We start from the raw sequence: 16,073 nt of genomic DNA on the forward strand, positions 1-16,073 counted from the left end.
GCGGGCATTTAATAATGCCCGCCATTATTTATTAGCGCCTGGAATCGATTTATTTACGCGTAAACTGTTGCTCTGTAATGGTGCTGCCCCACTGATCGCCTTGCCACTCTTTCGATAATACAAAGCCGAAGGACTCATACAACCGCCGTGCCGCCGTCAGCTTATTAAAGGTCCACAGCTGAACCGCAGAGAACTCCCTCTCATCGCAAAACTTCATCGCTTCAGCAATCAGCTTTCTGCCCACGCCGCCACCGCGACAACCGTCATCCAGGATAAACCAGCGCAAATGCGCCTCGTTGTTTCCGAGATCTTCGCCGTCAATGGCGACTGAGCCAACGATGCGTCCGTTCTGCATCGCCAGCCAGATTTGATTGTTCGCATTGTCCAGACGCCCCGAAAAATCCGCTAAGCCAGCGGCGACCTTCGCCTCAAAAAAAGAGCCAAAGTGATGCTCTCTCGCATAATAGCTGCCGTGCATCTCCGTGATGCGGCCAATCATGCCTGGATGATAGCCAGAGACAATGGTTACCGCGCTTTTTCCTGGTAGATCAACATTATCCCGGCAGGCTTTGAGGGCGCTGGCATAGACGCTCAGGCCCTGTGATACGACGCGCTGCTGGCTGGCGTCCATTTTTTGCAGGGCGGAAATGACGCGTTCGTTACCGTAGGCATTAATTCTGCGCACCGTTTCTCTGCCCTGAGGGCTCAGGCTAAGCTGCTTGATTCTGGCATCCTCCGGGGAGGCGCTCTCTTCCAGCTCCCCGGCCTTGATCAGTTTGGCGAGCATGCGGCTGACGCTGGATTTCTCCAGTCCCAGGACCTGCACCAGCTGGGCGGCAGTCAGGGAGCCCCTGGCTTCCATCTCAAGCAGGGTATGCACTACGGAAGGGGAGTAGTCCGTTGCCGCCAGGGTGTGGTTCATAAAGCCGAGTTCCCGCACCATCAGACGCGACGAGATACGGATCTCTTCAACAATCGACGAATCAGTCATTATTAGGTTAGCCTGTAAAAGATAGTTGTACTATACAACCATCTTTCACGCATTGCTGTCAATCAGGAAGCGAAACGCCAGGCGACAAGCATCAGCACCGCGACGTTAAGCACCACGCTAAACATAAAATAGGTTTTGAACGGCTGTTTTTGGGTTTTATGACGAAACAGCTGCTGGCCAAAGATAGCGCCTGGCCATCCCCCGACAAACCCGCATACCAGCAGGGTCGATTCCGGGACTCTGCGCCAGGCTTTCCGGGCCGCCAGTTTGTCGGCACCGTAGATCAAAAACGTCAGCGCGCTGGCGAGCAGAAACCACATCGCCAGAGAATGAGGCAACAGGGCGCTGCCCGCGGCGGCAAGGGCGAGAAGGAAATAACAGAGGACATTGAGCATGGTAGGCGGTATCAGTTATCAATCCGAAGAGCGATGATACGCGATCCTTTCGGAAGTGTAACCGGGCTAGCCGGTTAACCTTTTGGCAAAACAGATGGCCTCGTCGCGCCCGATATAGGGGCCATAGTTTTCTCTCTGCACATAGCCATGCTTTAAATAGAACTGCACCGCGCGAGCGTTGATTTTACGCGTCTCAAGCCACAGCTCGCGGTAGCCCATGCCCCGGGCTGCCTCTTCAAGCCAGGCGAGTAGCGCCGCCCCAGTGCCCGGGCAACTCCGGTCAGAGAACATGCGTTTGAGTTCGGCAGTGGTCTCAGTCAGCGGGCGGAATGCACCACAGCCTATGGGTTGATTATTCTCATCTTTGGCTATCACCCACATCGCCCGCGCCCCGGAGACATCCTGCGGGTCGAAGTGGCTTTTGCCACTGTCGCCGGTTATCGCGGCAAGCTCTGAAGAGAGTTGATCGATGAGCGCCTGAGAGTCGGTTGAGGTCGGGCTGGATTTTTCGATGGTTATCATTTTGACTGGGGCTGAAATTCGGTTTGGATGCCAGTATAAGTCATTGTAAAACCGGCTTATCATACGCAAACGTTATGATGCTACAGCGCGAAGATGGAAGAAGCACCCGCCGGCGACGGGAGCTTCTTTGAGCTCTGTCAGATATTCGCCCCCGGTGGCTGATTCCCCGCCTCCAGCATCCCGAAACTCACAATCCTTGAACGCCCCAGCTCTTTCGCGCGGTACAGCGCCACGTCGGCGGCGCGCAGCAGGTTTTCGCCCTGAGCGTGCTGCGGATAGCTGGCAATGCCAATCGACACATCCACCGGGCCGATCTCCGACAGCTCATAGCGCAGCGCCAGGCCGTGCACGGCGGTATGGATTTCGCTGGCAGTGGCAAACGCCGCCGCTTCATCCGCGCCCGGCAGCAGGGCCAGAAACTCCTCGCCGCCATAGCGGAACGCCATGCCCTTGTCGCTGACCGCGCGCTGGACAATTGCCGCCACACCCTTAATCACCTGGTCGCCCGCTTCGTGCCCAAGTCTGTCGTTGATGGCTTTGAAGTGGTCGATGTCGATCATCAGGCAGCTTACCGGGTTCCCGCTGTGCAGCGCCTGGTTCATCTGGGTGCGCAGGGCATCTTCCAGATGATGGCGGTTGCGCAGCCCGGTCAGGGGATCGAACAGCGCTTTTTCCAGCAGGGCATCGCGCAGACGCTGGTTAGCCAGCGCCAGACCGAGCGCTTCAGCCATCAGCTCCAGATAGGCGCGGGAAGGGGCCATCGCCGGCGTAAGGTTCTGGAAGGAGAGCAGGCCGATGGCTTCGCCCTGGGCAATCAGCGGCACGCAAAGGGCGTGATGGGCGCAGCTGTCCGGCAGGTGATAGCAGGCGATATCCGGCTCGCCGTTGACCGGCGGATGGCTCTGACCGCGACGCACCGCCCAGCACTGGTCCGGATGGAAGGGATCGGGCTCGCCCTGCGGGTTAAGCCACTCGGCGGCGCAGCGCATCTGCCACGGCGCGTGTTCGAGAAGATAGAGCCGCCCGGCGATCCCCGGCGCAATGCTGGGAGCGAACAGCCGCGCGACGTTCAGCACGTCCTCGACGGATTCGCACCCCTGCAGGCGTTGCGTCATGCGCGCCAGCAGTTCGCGGATTGCCCAGTCGGCGTCGCGCTCCTTCTCAAGCCGCTGCCGCACCAGGCCGTTTTCACGAAAGATGCGGATCGCCTGGGCCATGTCGCCAATTTCGTCGATCTGACGGTAATCCGGGGCTTCGACGGCATAATCCTGGGAAGCCAGCCGGTTGACCACGTCGCTCAGGCGCACCACCGGGCGCAGCACCCGGCGCTTAAGGATAAAGCCCAGCACAAACAGGAACATCAGCGCGGTGAGGCCGACCATCACCTCGGAGAGGGTGCGCAGCGCGTGGGATTTTGCCGTGGCATCCTCAATGGCCACGTCCGTGCGGCGGTCCAGCATCTGGCGAAAATGGTCGAGCTGGTTCTGCGCCTGCTCAAGTTCGCTCTCGTAACGCTCGCCATAGAGCCGTTCAATGGCCTGCGCCTGCTGCCCGCTATTGACGCTGGCGATGGCGCGCTGCTGTTCATCCTGCAGGGCATCGGCCACGCTTAGCCCTTCGTGCAGCAGGGCCAGCTCTTCATCGCTGGCCCCCGCGTCTTTAAGCTTTTGCAGGCGATGCTCGACGCCGACCATGGAGGCCGCTTTCTGGCGATACTCGTCGGCCACCGCGGACGTCTGTTTGATGACATACAGCCGTGCCAGATCCGAGAGCGCCCAGGCGTCCACCTCAACTTCTTCGGTCAGTTGATCGAAGACGTAGCGCTGTTCTACGGCCTGTCGCTCCACCTTTTCAGCGCTGGAAGCCATTAACATGGCTATCCCTGAAGCGATGGTCAGACAGACCGTGGCACCGTATGCCCAGTTAGTGATAGTGGCGATACGCAAGTCTTATTCCTTTTTCATAAATCAGGCGAATTTTTGCCTTCTTCGATAATGGCGTCATCTATTTCTTCGGCATTACCGGCATGATCGCGCCCCGAGAGCAGATTCCAGCAGGCGATAAACAGGGCGGCGATCAACGGGCCAATCACAAAGCCATTGATACCGTAAATCTCCATCCCGCCCAGGGTGGTGATGAGGATGAGATAGTCGGGCATTTTGGTGTCTTTACCCACCAGCAGCGGACGCAGAATGTTATCCACCAGGCCGACGATCAGCACAAAGAACCCGACGATAAACAGGCCCTGCCAGATTTGCTGTGTGGCGAAGAGGAAGATGGCCGCGGGCACCCAGATGATCGCCGAACCCACCGCCGGGATGAGGGACAGGAACGCCATCAGCGCACCCCACAAAATGCTGCCGTTGATACCGACTATCCAGAAGGCGATCCCGCCCAGCAAACCCTGGACCAGGGCCACCACGGCCGTGCCTTTTACCGTCGCTCTGGCGACCCCGGCAAACTTGGCAAACAGATGCTGTTTGGCGAAATTCGACAGCGGCAGGCTGTCGAGGATCTGGCGCACCAGCCAGGGGCCATCTTTCAGCAGGAAAAACAGCAGATAGACCATCACGCCAAAGCTGATGGCGAAGCCAAAGGTGCCCTTACCAATCAGGAAGGCGCTGCCGGCCAGGTATTGTCCGCCTCTTAACGCTGCTTCAGAGAGCTTCTGCTGGATCTGCGCCGCGGTATCGAGATCGTGCTCGATCATCAGGGTGCGCAGCCAGTGGGGCAGATGGGCGAAGAGGCTCGCCACCACGGTGGAAAACTGGGTGTCGTTCTGCTGCAGGCGCGTATAAACGATATTGAGTTCAAAGGCTAATGAGGAAAAGATCACCATCAGCGGAATAAAAACAATCAGGCAGATCAGCAGCACGCTGAGCAGCGCCGCCAGCCCGTTGCGATCCCCCAGCCTGATACGCAGCGCGTTTTTAACCGGGTAGAAAATCACCGCCAGGATAGCGGCCCACAGGATCGCCGAGAAGTAGGGCGACAGCACATCAAAAAACGCCCAGGTAACCAACAGGAGAATAAGTATGAAGAAACCCTTGGTCAGTCCGTTAAATCGCATTGGATCATCCTTTTTTATATAAACACTACGACTATAGGATGTTTTATATGATTTAACATTCTCATGATTGCGTGCGGCCGGTTGCCGGGTGGCGGCGATGCCTTACCCGGCCTACGTTTCGTGGTTTTGTAGGCCCGTGCAAGCGGAGCGCCGCCGGGCGCTGCGCACTCCCCCTAAAGTTTAGCGGCCCAAAACAGATCCCACTTTCGTCTGACCGACGGAGGATGCGGGGCGGTACATGCTGTAAGTATCGGCTTGCAGGAGGTATCAGATGGCATGGCGACCCTTTCTCTACGTCATTTATACGGTTCATCCCCGCCTGAGCGCCCGTCGAGGATGTCTTCGTCTGGTGCATGGCTAGCAATTTGTTAACAATCGCGGTATAAAAACACCTTCCTTTGGATGTTTAGATGTCCATACGTATAGAAGGTGATATGCAAACACAACAAAATGGGCAGCTTCAGCGCACCATGAAGACTCGCCACTTAATCATGCTGTCGCTCGGCGGCGTGATTGGCACAGGGCTGTTTTTTAATACGGGTTACATCATTTCGACCACCGGGGCGGCGGGCACGCTGCTGGCCTATCTGATTGGCGCGCTGGTGGTCTGGCTGGTGATGCAGTGTCTCGGCGAACTCTCCGTGGCGATGCCGGAAACCGGCGCCTTTCACGTCTATGCCGCGCGCTACCTTGGCCCGGCAACCGGCTACACCGTGGCGTGGCTCTACTGGCTCACCTGGACGGTGGCCCTCGGGTCGAGCTTTACCGCCGCCGGGTTCTGCATGCAGTACTGGTTCCCGCAGGTGCCGGTCTGGGTGTGGTGCGTGGTCTTCTGCGCGGTGATCTTCGCCCTCAACGTCATCTCGACCCGCTTCTTCGCCGAAGGGGAGTTCTGGTTCTCGCTGGTGAAAGTGATCACCATCATCGCCTTTATTATTCTGGGCGGAGCGGCCATCTTTGGCTTTATCCCGATGCAGGACGGTTCTCCCGCGCCGGGGCTCAGCAACATCACCGCCGAAGGCTGGTTCCCACACGGCGGCCTGCCGATCCTGATGACCATGGTGGCGGTTAACTTTGCCTTCTCTGGCACCGAGCTTATCGGCATTGCCGCCGGGGAGACCGAGAACCCGCACAAGGTGATTCCGGTCGCCATTCGCACCACCATTGCCCGCCTGATTATCTTCTTTATCGGCACCGTGTTTGTGCTGGCGGCGCTGATCCCGATTCAGCAGGCCGGGGTGGAGAAAAGCCCGTTCGTGCTGGTGTTTGAGAAGGTCGGCATTCCGTATGCCGCGGATATCGTCAACTTTGTCATCCTGACGGCGATCCTCTCGGCGGCCAACTCGGGGCTCTACGCCTCCGGACGCATGCTGTGGTCGCTGTCGAACGAGAAAACCCTGCCGCGCTGCTTTGCCAGAGTGAATAAAAACGGCGTGCCGCTCACCGCGTTGTCGGTGTCGATGCTCGGCGGCGTGCTGGCGCTCTTCTCAAGCGTGGTGGCCCCGGACACGGTGTTTGTCGCGCTGTCGGCCATTTCCGGCTTTGCGGTGGTGGCGGTGTGGATCAGCATCTGCGCCTCGCACTTTGTCTTCCGCCGCCGTCATCTGCAGGCGGGCAAACCCTTGAGCGCGTTACAGTATCGCGCCCCGTGGTATCCGCTGGTGCCGGTGCTTGGCTTTATCCTCTGCCTGGTGGCCTGCGTCGGCCTGGCCTTTGACCCGAGCCAGCGCATTGCCCTTTACTGTGGGTTGCCGTTTGTGGCGCTCTGCTATGGGGCGTACTACCTTACCCAAAATCTGAAAACCCAGGAGCCTGAACATGTCGCAGAATAATCCGCTTACCGCCATCCTTGAAACCCAGCCGTTTGTGGTGCTGGACGGGGCGATGGCAACGGAACTGGAAGCGCGCGGCTGCAACCTGGCCGACAGCCTGTGGTCGGCGAAGGTATTAATGGAGAACCCGGAGCTGATCCGCGACGTGCATCTCGACTACTTCCGCGCCGGGGCGCAGGTGGCGATCACCGCCAGCTACCAGGCCACGCCGGACGGCTTTGCCGCCCGCGGGCTGGACGAGGCGCAGTCCCGGGCGCTGATTAGCAAAAGCGTTGAGCTGGCGCGCAAGGCGCGGGAAGCGTATCTGGCGGAAAACCCGCAGGCGGGCGCGCTACTGGTGGCCGGGTCCGTCGGGCCGTACGGCGCGTTCCTGGCCGACGGATCGGAATATCGCGGCGACTACGTGCGTAGCCCGGAGGAATTCAGCGCCTTTCACCGCCCGCGCGTAGAGGCGTTGCTGGATGCCGGGGCTGACCTGCTGGCCTGCGAAACCCTGCCATCGTTTGCGGAAATAAAAGCCCTGGCGGCGTTGCTGACGGACTATCCCCGCGCCCGGGCGTGGTTCTCGTTTACGCTTCGCGACAGCGAACACCTGAGCGACGGCACGCCGCTGCGCGAGGTGGTGTCGGTGCTGGCGAACTCACCGCAGGTGATTGCCCTGGGCATTAACTGCATCGCGCTGGAGAACACCACCGCCGCGCTGCAGCATCTGCAAAGCCTGACCGCGCTGCCGCTGGTGGTCTACCCGAACTCGGGGGAGCATTACGACGCGACGACCAAAACCTGGCACCACCACGGCGAGACGTGCGAGACGCTGGCGGGGTATCTGCCGCAGTGGCTGGCGGCAGGGGCGAAGCTGATTGGCGGATGCTGTCGGACGACGCCGAAGGACATTGCGGATTTGAACGCCCAAAGGTAACCGTGTTTTTCCCCTCGCCCCTTTGGGGAGAGGGTCAGGGTGAGGGGAACAGGCCGCACCGTTGTAACCATTGCCGGGTGGCGCTACGCTTACCCGGCCTACATGAGCGCGCCGGACTGTTCCCTCGCCCCTTTGGGGAGAGGGTCAGGGTGAGGGGAACAGGCCGCACCGCTGTAACCCTGCCGGGTGGCGCTGCGCTTAACCGGCCTACGGTTCTTGCCGAATTGCTTTTACCTATGCCACATCCGCCAGTACAAACATCCCGTACGGGTGGATCTCCAGGAAATACTCCTCCCCGACATCCGGCTGCAGTCTTGTCGCGTTCACCTGCAGCAAAATCTCCTGCCCGTGCCACTCCACAATCACCTCGTACTGCGGGCCCATGTAGGCGACGTGGCGGATCACGCAGCGCTGGCTGGCCTCGCCGTGCTGGCTTAAGGTGATCGCCTCGGGGCGCACCCCGACGGTGCCCGCGCCCATGGCAGCAAAGTGCAGCGGGCGGGGCAGGCGATAGCCGTGGATCGCCACGTAATCCTGGGTGAAGCTCGCCGGGAACAGGTTGGCATCGCCCATAAAGCTCGCCATAAAGCGCGACGCGGGCTGGCGATAGAGATCCTGCGGGGAGCCAATCTGCATGATGTTGCCCTTGTTCATCACCAGCACCGTATCCGACACCGCAAAGGCCTCGCTCTGATCGTGGGTCACGTACAGAGAGGTAATGTTGAACTGCTTTTGCAGCTCGCGGATCTTATCCCGCATGCTCCGACGCAGGTTGGCATCGAGGTTACTCAACGGCTCATCGAAAAGCAGCACTTTCGGCTTGAGGATCAGGGCGCGGGCCAGAGCCACGCGCTGCTGCTGGCCGCCGGAGATCTGGTCCACGTAGCGATCTTCAAAGCCCTCCAGATCCACCATCGCCAGCGCCTCTTTGACGCGGGCCTTGATCTCGCTGCGCGACACGCCGAGCATCTTCAGGCCGTAGCCGACGTTCTCGCCCAGCGACATGTGCGGGAAGAGAGCGTAGGACTGAAACACCATGCAGATATCACGCTGCTGAATGGAGCGGTGGGTCACGTCCTCGCCGTCGATGAGGATCTGCCCGTCGGTGGGTTTCTCCAGCCCGGCCACCAGGCGCAGCACCGTAGTTTTACCGCAGCCGGACGGGCCAAGCAGGGTCACCATCTGCCCCTGGGGGATCGCCAGGTTGATGTTTTCAATCACCGTGTTCGCGCCAAAGCGCTTGGTCACGTTACGCAGTTCAACGAAATGTTTCTGAGTCATAGTGTTACGCCTGGTTTTTGGCTTTTGAGCGGGAGATTCGTGCCTCACCGATCAGCCAGTCAAAGAGGAAAATGATCGCCAGCATGACCACAATCAGGATCGAGCCGTAGGCAATCGCCACGCCGTATTCGCCGTCTTCCACGCGGTTCAGGATGTAGGCCGTAGCCACGCGGGTATCCGGCGTGACGAGGAACACAATGGCGCTGACGGTGGTAATGGCGCGCACAAAGCTGTAGATCAGCGCCGACAGAATGGCCGGGCGCAGCAGCGGCAGCAGGATGTGCGTAATGGTGCGTAGCGAACCGGCGCGCAGGCTCAGTGACGCCTCGTCCAGCGACTTGTCGATCTGGCCCAGCCCCGCGATCCCGGCGCGAATACCGACCGGCACGTTACGCATCACCATCGAGATAATGACGATGGCGGCGGTACCGGTGAGGTACACCGGGGCGCTGTTAAAGGCCAGGATATAGGAGACGCCAGCCACGGTGCCCGGGACGGCAAAGCACAGCATGGTGGTGAACTCGATGGTCTTTTTGCCTTTGAACTGCTGGCGCACCACGATCCAGGCGATCAGCAACCCGAAGGCGGCGGTGATCGGCGCGGCGATCCCGGCGTACAGCAGGGTATCCAGCAGCGAAGGCCATGCGCCGTCGCTCATCCCCTGGCCGAACAGCTTGATAAAGTTATCCAGCGTCAGGGTGTAATCCACCCCCCAGTTGACGGTAAAGCTGCCGTAGAAAATGCTGCCGTAGAGCAGGGCGTTAAAGGCGATCCACACCGCCAGCAGGGCGATCACGCTCCATACCAGAGTCACCGGCAGAGGCTGGACGTCGCCGCGATAGGACTTGCCGGAGACGGTGACGTAGGAGCGCTTGCCGATCCACATGTACTGAATGCAGAACACCAGCAGCGAGAAGAGCAGCAGGAACGCGCCGAGGGTGCTGGCCGCCTGGTAGTCGAGCTGCGATCCGGTGATGTAGAAGTAGATCTGCGTCGCCAGCACGTCGAAGTTGCCCCCCAGCACCAGCGGGTTACTGAAGTCCGCCAGCGACTGGACGATGACGATCAGAAAGGCGTTGGCCAGGGCCGGTTTCAGCAGCGGCACAAAGACGCCGTTAAAGGTCTGCCAGCGGCTGGCGCGTAGGGTGTAGGACGCCTCTTCCAGCGACGGATGAATGGTCTTGATCGCCCCGTCGAGGATCATAAACGCCATTGGGGTGAAGGCCAGCACCTGCGCCAGCCAGATACCGGTGAAGCCGTACAGCCAGTTGGTGTTGGTCAGCCCGAACCAGTCGACCATCAGCTCGGTGATGTAGCCCGAGCGGCCCATCATCAGCGTCACGCCGAGGCCCACCACGAACGGCGGGGTGACGATCGGCAGGATCGAGAAGATGCGCCCGATGATGGCGCTGCGCTTCGCGATGCGGGTGGTGTAGATCGCCAGCACCAGGCCGAAGAAGGTGCAGCCGATCCCGACCGCCACGCAGAGCAGGATCGAGTTGATGATCACCTGAATAATGTGCGACTGCGACAGCACGTTCATAAACGCCAGCGGGGCGAACTCGCCTGCGTCATTGGTGAACATCGGAATAAAGATGGCGATGCTCGGCCAGACGATAAAGATGCCGATCAGCGCGACGATGGCGATCAGCGAGCCGATGACAAAGCGGTCGCCGCCAAGCCATTCGAGGCGGGTCAGAGCCAGGGTCATGATCGAACCCAGCGCCACAAACAGCACGATGGTGGCGTAGCCTAAACCGCGCCCTTCGAGGGTGGCGCTGATGACCACAAAGGCCATGCACAGCAGGGCCCAGCCAGCGTCGAGGTAGTGGCGGCTGCGCTGCTCGCGCTTCGCTTCACTGAACGGGCGCACCAGCAGCAGGGTGGGAAGCAGATACCACAGCCAACTGATGTTGAAGTGCGACCAGCTGTAGGCGTCGAGGATCTCGTCCCCGGTGGACTCCAGCAGGCCGTAATCCAGGCCCCAGCTCGGCAGCAGGGCAAAGGCCAGCCAGCCGACGAAAACCCAAAGGAAGACCGCATCCCGTTTTTTCACGGGATGAAGAGCGAGTGTCTGTGACATAGGTGTTCCGGGTGTTGATGAATGTTGTAGGCCGGGTAAGGCGTAGCCGCCACCCGGCATTTACCGCACGAGTGGGCTTATTTACCCATCTTCACGTCGCTGACCCACTTGTTGATCAGCGCCTTGCGCACGTCCGTTGAGCCGTACTTGTCCATGTCGTAGCTGATCAGCTTCAGGTCATCCAGCTTCAGCGAGTTCGGGGAGGTCTCGGCGGTGGTGTTGGTCAGGATCTGATAGGACTTGCCCTGCTTCCACGCCAGCTCCTGAGCCTCTTTCGACAGCACCCAGTCGACGAACAGCTTCGCGTTCTCTTCGTTACGCGCGCCCTTCAGGATGCTGACGCCACCAATCTCATACCCGGTGCCTTCGCACGGAGAGATCAGCTCCAGCGGGGCGCCCTGCTCTTTTTCCAGCGAGTAGTCGTGCAGGAAGCCGATGCCGATGGCCGTTTCACCGCGTGCGGCGTTACGCGCCGGGGCGATGCCCGATTTGGTGTACTGGGAGACGTTGCCGTTCAGCTGCTTCAGGTAGTCGAAGGCCTGATCTTCCCCCCACAGCTGGACGAAGGTCGCCAGCGCGGTGTAGGCGGTGCCGGAGCTTTGCGGATCGGCAATCTGGATCTCGCCCTTGTATTCCGGTTTGGTCAGATCTTTCCAGCACTTCGGCACCGGCAGGTTCTTCTCTTTCAGGCGCTGGGTGTTGACGCCAAAGCCCAGAATGCCCACGTAGACGGCGGAGGAGAGGTTGCCTTTCACCTTCGCCGGATCGCGGAATTTCTCCATGATCTGCTCGAGGTTCTTCGATTTGTACGGCTGCAGCAGCCCCATCTCACCCGCCTGAGACTGCGGATCCAGGGTGCCGCCGTACCAGACGTCGGCCTGCGGGTTTTTCTTCTCGGCATCCACTTTCGCCAGCGTGCTGCCGGAGCCGTTGCGGATAAACGAGGTTTTGACGTCGTACTTATCGCCAAACGCTTTGGTTTCGGCTTCGCACATTTCGTTGGTGGCGCTGCAGTAGACCACCAGACGGCCTTTGGCCTGTGCGGCACCGGTTAAGGTCGCCAGCGCGATCCCGGAAGCAATGAGGGTAGAGAGAAGCGTTGTTTTCATTATTCAGCCCTTGTTATGACGTTATGTGACTGCGAGAAGCGGTGATGCCCGCCATCAGCAGGGGCATCAGGAGTAAACCCATCAGTACGGCGGCTATGGAGAGCAAACTGAACATCCCCGACCAGCCGTAGCGTTCGATAACCTGCGACAGCGGCCACCCGGCCAGCGCCGCCCCCAGATAAGCGAACACGCCAAGAAAACCGGTAATCGAGCCTGCTGCCTGCTTGTGTCCGCACTCCACGGCGGCAAGGCCGATGAGCATCTGCGGACCAAAGACAAAAAATCCCACCGTAAAAAAGCACATCGCCAGCAGGGCGTAGTGGTGAACCGGGGCCAGCCACAGGGCGGCGACCGACACCATCAGCCCCAGCGTGAACAGCAAAATCATCGGCGCCCGCTGGCCGCTGAACAGCAGATCCGAACCCCATCCGGCGAACAGCGCCCCGAGCAGGCCGCCGACCTCAAACAGCATCACCGTGGCGTTGGCGCTCAGCAGGTTTACCCCGTGGCTCTCCGCCAGCCAGATGTTGCCCCAGTCGTTGAGGGCGATGCGGATGAGATACACCAGCACATAGGACGCCCCGAGCAGCCAGATCATCGGGTTTTGCAGCATGGTGGTGCGTAACATCTGCCACAGCCCCATCGGCGGGCTCTGCTGTTCCTGGCGCAGTTCCAGCGGATCGTTGCGCCACTCCCCGACCGTCGGCAGACCCTCTTCCTGCGGTGTGCCCCGCAGTTGTGTGGTCAGCCACAGGCCGAGCACGATACTGATGATCCCCGGTGTCAGCATCGCTGCCTGCCAGCCCCAGCGATGGGCGGCGAAGGCACAGATCAGCGGAATAATGGCTCCGCCGATGTTGATAGAGGTGTTCCAGCATCCCCACCAGAAGCCGCGCTCGTTGCGCGAGTACCAGTGGGTAAGCAATCTGGCGCAGGGCGGCCATCCCCATCCCTGAAAGAAGCCGTTCAGCGTCCAGATAAACAGCAGCAGCGGCAGGGAGTCGCCGAAGGCGAACAGCACGTTCAGCACCCCGGTTGCCATCAGGCCGATGCCCATAAAGGCCCGCTGGCCTTTGCTGTCGTGCCACAGTCCCGCGGCAAATTTCGACAGGCCGTAGCTCAGGTAAAACAGCGATCCGATCAGGCCGATATCGCTCTTACTCAGCCCCAGATCCAGCTGCAACGCGGGCAGCACGTAGTTGAGGCTTTTACGCGTCAGGTAGAACGCGGCGTAGCCAATCACCATGCAGAGCAGCAGTCGCGGGCGCAGTGCCCGGTAGCGTTGTGTAACCTGTTCAGCTGACAGTGCGGACATGGCGTTCTCCGTTTGCATTGACTGTATGAAAGCGCGACGAAAAAGGGATGAGAGAAAGTCTGGCGTGACTAAGACTTTTTCCTGGTTAGCGGTGTGTTTGTTGCAAAACTGTGGGCAGGTTAACAATTACGCGCGTGCCGCCCTGCGACTCCAGCGTGAACTCCCCGCCCAGGGCATGCACCCGCTCGCGCATCCCCTGGATGCCGAAGCCGGGGATCTGCTGCGTGCTGATGCCGCTGCCGTTATCTTTTACCTCCAGGCGCAGCTGGTTGTCGTGCTCACAGAGCAGGACGCTGACCTCGCTGGCGTTGGCGTGTTTGCTGACGTTATTCAGCAGTTCCTGAAGGAGCCGATAGAGGGTGAACACCAGGGTTTCGCTCTGGGGCGGGGCGCTGAGCCGGTAATCGAACCGGCACTGAATGCCGCGCTCGGCAAAGGCGAACTCGTTCACCAGGTGGTGCAGCGCCTCGTTTAAGGAGAGTTCGTCCAGCACCGGAGGGCGAAGCTGGCGCAGCAGCTGGCGAGTGGAGTGGTGAATGCGTCGGGCCAGCTCGTTGATCTGCCCGGCGGCTTCCAGCGCCTGGGGCGTATCCCCGGCCCGCTTCACCAGCTGGGACTGGATCTGAATGGCGGTGATGTTCTGGCCGATCTCGTCGTGCAGCTCCCGGGCCAGATGCTTGCGGGTGTCCTCCTCGGTGTGGATCAGCTTTTCCGTCAGCTCGCGCCGGGCCTGCAGCTCCGCCTCCAGCCGACGGCGATAGTGATCGAGATTCATCGCCAGATGCTGCTGGCGGCTGATGGCGATCCCGAGCCCAATCCCCAGCAGCGACTGGGTGGCGAGGAAAATCTCCAGCTCCAGCAGATCGCTGAACCCCACGCCAACCTGACGGGCGATGGTGATCATCATGCTGCCCAGCAGCCCGGAGAGCACGCCGCCCTGCCAGCCGAACTTCCACGCCATCACTACGTTTGGCAGAAACACCACGATCAGCAGCAGCCGCTCAAGGGCCGGGGAGAGCACCATCTGGGTGCCGATGCCGATGATAAAGAACAGGCTGCACCAGATGATCAGCGACGTGCGCAGGGGCGGATTGCTGGTATCGAGCCCCAGCAGATGGTAGCGGTGCTGCTGGCGTAAAAACTCAAACACCAGGTAGACGAACGGGGTCAGCAGCACCCCGCCGGTAAAGGAGGCCAGCACCAGCAGGGTGGGCGGGCTGTCGAGGAACGGCGCCAGGAGCAGGGTCTGGAGCAGCGCGTTAAGGGTCACCGCGGCGATCAGCAGCGACAGACGCTGCCAGTAAAGGGGATAGCGGTGCCAGTAGCGCTGCGCCAGCCAGGCGCAGACGGTACCCACCAGCGGCACCATCAGCATCAGCGGGCGGGTGAGCAGCTGTTCGCTGTGCAGCCAGAGCATCGCCGCCAGGGTGGGCAGGATCAGCGCCGGCCAGAAGCGGCGCGAGAGCAGGATCAGCAGCGCCAGATAGACGCCCTGAGGTAAAAACAGCGCCGCCTGCTGGCCGTTCTGGGTGAGGTAAAAGCTCAGCGTCCAAAGCATCAGCCAGCCGGTGCCCCACGCCAGCATGATAAACAGCGAGAGGATAGTGTGTCGCAGGGAGCGCCGCATCAGTGGCCGGTCAGCAGCTGGTGGTCGAGGGCAAAATGCACCAGCTCGATGGTGCTGTTGCACTGGAGTTTGCCGAGCACGTTGGCGCGATGCACGTGGACGGTTTTGTGGCTGAGTTCGAGCTGGAACGCAATCTCCTTGACGCTTTTGCCGTGAACCAGCAGCTCGAACACCTCTTTCTCGCGCGGGGTCAGCACCGCCAGGGCCCGGGATACCGGCTCGCCGCCGCGCAAGGCTTTGACCGCATCGGCACAGAGGTAATGACCGCCCATGCCGACGGAGCGCACGGCCTGCACCAGCTCCTCCGGGCCGCAGCGCTTGGTGAGATAGCCGCTGGCCCCGGCGTCCAGCGCACTCTGCACAAAGGCGGGGGTGTCGTAGATGCTGAGGATAATGGCGCGAAATCCGGGGCGCTGCTGGCGCAGGCGTTTGAGCAGGCTCAGGCCGTTCTCATCGGGCATGGCGACGTCGAGCACCGCCACGTCGATCTGTTCGCGGCTGAGCGCGGGCCAGGCCTCGGCGGCGCTGCTGTACTGGCCTTCCACCACCAGATCGTCTTCCAGATTTAACAGCTGGGCGAACCCGGAACGCACCACCACATGGTCGTCCACCAGCACCACTTTGATCATCTTGCATACCTTTGCTGAATAGTTTGCCTATGATGCCTGTCCGCGTTGGGCTGGCAATGAGATGCCTGTGGTTATGTAACGAATGTAACAAAATTGCAATAAAGGTTTGGGGTGGGGGGGGAGGAATATGCTGAGGGCTGTGGTGGTTCCGTTCACTTTATGTTTCTTGCTTCTCTGTAGCCCCAGAACACGTGAACGTGTCAGGGGGGCTCGCCGTGCACTGAACCCCGTTTCCTGGACACCTCTATTCTTGTGTTTTTTCTGCCTGAGTCCGGTACGCCACCGGGCTCAGGCCGCCAG

13 protein-coding genes are annotated in these 16,073 nt (G+C 60.5%); 2 read left to right on the forward strand and 11 right to left on the reverse strand.

The genetic code is table 11. The annotated features are described in order from the left end of the window. Positions 1–49: 49 nt before the first annotated feature. From K5I40_RS21920 to K5I40_RS21940, 5 genes are all read right to left on the reverse strand, one after another. Positions 50–991, reverse strand: coding sequence for a bifunctional helix-turn-helix transcriptional regulator/GNAT family N-acetyltransferase (locus K5I40_RS21920; RefSeq protein ID WP_223075553.1), 942 nt, complete (start codon positions 989–991; stop codon positions 50–52). A 62-nt stretch (positions 992–1,053) separates the two neighbouring features. Continuing rightward, positions 1,054–1,386: a DUF1294 domain-containing protein gene (locus tag K5I40_RS21925; RefSeq protein WP_223075552.1), complete on the reverse strand. Its 333-nt coding sequence runs from the start codon at positions 1,384–1,386 to the stop codon at positions 1,054–1,056. A 66-nt stretch (positions 1,387–1,452) separates the two neighbouring features. Next, a complete protein-coding gene (locus K5I40_RS21930; RefSeq protein WP_223075551.1) occupies positions 1,453–1,908 on the reverse strand; it encodes a GNAT family N-acetyltransferase in 456 nt (151 codons plus the stop codon). Between the two features lie 137 nt (positions 1,909–2,045). Continuing rightward, on the reverse strand, positions 2,046–3,854 hold the full coding sequence (locus K5I40_RS21935; RefSeq protein WP_223075550.1) for a diguanylate cyclase: 1,809 nt from the start codon (positions 3,852–3,854) through the stop codon (positions 2,046–2,048). A 14-nt stretch (positions 3,855–3,868) separates the two neighbouring features. Continuing rightward, positions 3,869–4,978: an AI-2E family transporter gene (locus K5I40_RS21940; RefSeq protein WP_039032445.1), complete on the reverse strand. Its 1,110-nt coding sequence runs from the start codon at positions 4,976–4,978 to the stop codon at positions 3,869–3,871. Positions 4,979–5,412: 434 nt separating this feature from the next. Between K5I40_RS21940 and mmuP the strand changes: the two genes are divergently transcribed. Together mmuP and mmuM are read left to right on the forward strand one after the other, a co-directional pair. Continuing rightward, complete coding sequence (mmuP, locus tag K5I40_RS21945; RefSeq protein WP_223075549.1) at positions 5,413–6,810, forward strand: S-methylmethionine permease; 1,398 nt, start codon at positions 5,413–5,415, stop codon at positions 6,808–6,810. Beyond that, complete coding sequence (gene mmuM, locus K5I40_RS21950) at positions 6,797–7,729, forward strand: homocysteine S-methyltransferase (RefSeq protein ID WP_223075548.1); 933 nt, start codon at positions 6,797–6,799, stop codon at positions 7,727–7,729. Before mmuP ends, mmuM begins: the two co-directional genes overlap by 14 nt. Before the next feature lie 234 nt (positions 7,730–7,963). Here the strand turns inward: mmuM and fbpC are convergent, their stop codons facing one another. The 6 genes from fbpC to K5I40_RS21980 all read right to left on the reverse strand — a co-directional run bounded on the left by fbpC (position 7,964) and on the right by K5I40_RS21980 (position 15,773). Next, complete coding sequence (fbpC, locus tag K5I40_RS21955; protein WP_138370656.1) at positions 7,964–9,010, reverse strand: ferric ABC transporter ATP-binding protein; 1,047 nt, start codon at positions 9,008–9,010, stop codon at positions 7,964–7,966. A 4-nt stretch (positions 9,011–9,014) separates the two neighbouring features. Then, positions 9,015–11,093, reverse strand: coding sequence for an iron ABC transporter permease (locus K5I40_RS21960; protein WP_223075547.1), 2,079 nt, complete (start codon positions 11,091–11,093; stop codon positions 9,015–9,017). Between the two features lie 77 nt (positions 11,094–11,170). Next, positions 11,171–12,202 (reverse strand): ABC transporter substrate-binding protein, encoded by a 1,032-nt coding sequence (locus K5I40_RS21965; protein ID WP_039032440.1) that lies wholly within the window; start codon positions 12,200–12,202, stop codon positions 11,171–11,173. Between the two features lie 13 nt (positions 12,203–12,215). After that, complete coding sequence (gene uhpC, locus K5I40_RS21970) at positions 12,216–13,535, reverse strand: MFS transporter family glucose-6-phosphate receptor UhpC (protein ID WP_082019623.1); 1,320 nt, start codon at positions 13,533–13,535, stop codon at positions 12,216–12,218. Between the two features lie 67 nt (positions 13,536–13,602). Beyond that, positions 13,603–15,144, reverse strand: coding sequence for an MASE1 domain-containing protein (locus K5I40_RS21975; protein WP_223075546.1), 1,542 nt, complete (start codon positions 15,142–15,144; stop codon positions 13,603–13,605). Continuing rightward, entirely contained in the window at positions 15,144–15,773 is a 630-nt protein-coding gene (locus K5I40_RS21980) for a response regulator transcription factor (protein WP_039032437.1), read from the reverse strand. The genes K5I40_RS21975 and K5I40_RS21980 overlap by 1 nt, the downstream gene beginning before the upstream one ends. Positions 15,774–16,073 lie beyond the last annotated feature (300 nt).

Origin of the sequence: Leclercia sp. LTM14 (genome assembly GCF_023736175.1) — a bacterium.
GTDB classification, from domain to species: domain Bacteria; phylum Pseudomonadota; class Gammaproteobacteria; order Enterobacterales; family Enterobacteriaceae; genus Enterobacter; species Enterobacter barmai.

Coding starts and splice junctions, on each gene's coding strand:
- K5I40_RS21940 (WP_039032445.1), bottom strand. CDS start 4,978: ATGCGATTTAACGGACTGACCAAGGGTTTCTTCATACTTATTCTCCTG.
- K5I40_RS21930 (WP_223075551.1), bottom strand. CDS start 1,908: ATGATAACCATCGAAAAATCCAGCCCGACCTCAACCGACTCTCAGGCG.
- K5I40_RS21975 (WP_223075546.1), bottom strand. CDS start 15,144: ATGCGGCGCTCCCTGCGACACACTATCCTCTCGCTGTTTATCATGCTG.
- mmuM (WP_223075548.1), top strand. CDS start 6,797: ATGTCGCAGAATAATCCGCTTACCGCCATCCTTGAAACCCAGCCGTTT.
- K5I40_RS21925 (WP_223075552.1), bottom strand. CDS start 1,386: ATGCTCAATGTCCTCTGTTATTTCCTTCTCGCCCTTGCCGCCGCGGGC.
- mmuP (WP_223075549.1), top strand. CDS start 5,413: ATGCAAACACAACAAAATGGGCAGCTTCAGCGCACCATGAAGACTCGC.
- fbpC (WP_138370656.1), bottom strand. CDS start 9,010: ATGACTCAGAAACATTTCGTTGAACTGCGTAACGTGACCAAGCGCTTT.
- K5I40_RS21920 (WP_223075553.1), bottom strand. CDS start 991: ATGACTGATTCGTCGATTGTTGAAGAGATCCGTATCTCGTCGCGTCTG.
- uhpC (WP_082019623.1), bottom strand. CDS start 13,535: ATGCAAACGGAGAACGCCATGTCCGCACTGTCAGCTGAACAGGTTACA.
- K5I40_RS21980 (WP_039032437.1), bottom strand. CDS start 15,773: ATGATCAAAGTGGTGCTGGTGGACGACCATGTGGTGGTGCGTTCCGGG.
- K5I40_RS21960 (WP_223075547.1), bottom strand. CDS start 11,093: ATGTCACAGACACTCGCTCTTCATCCCGTGAAAAAACGGGATGCGGTC.
- K5I40_RS21965 (WP_039032440.1), bottom strand. CDS start 12,202: ATGAAAACAACGCTTCTCTCTACCCTCATTGCTTCCGGGATCGCGCTG.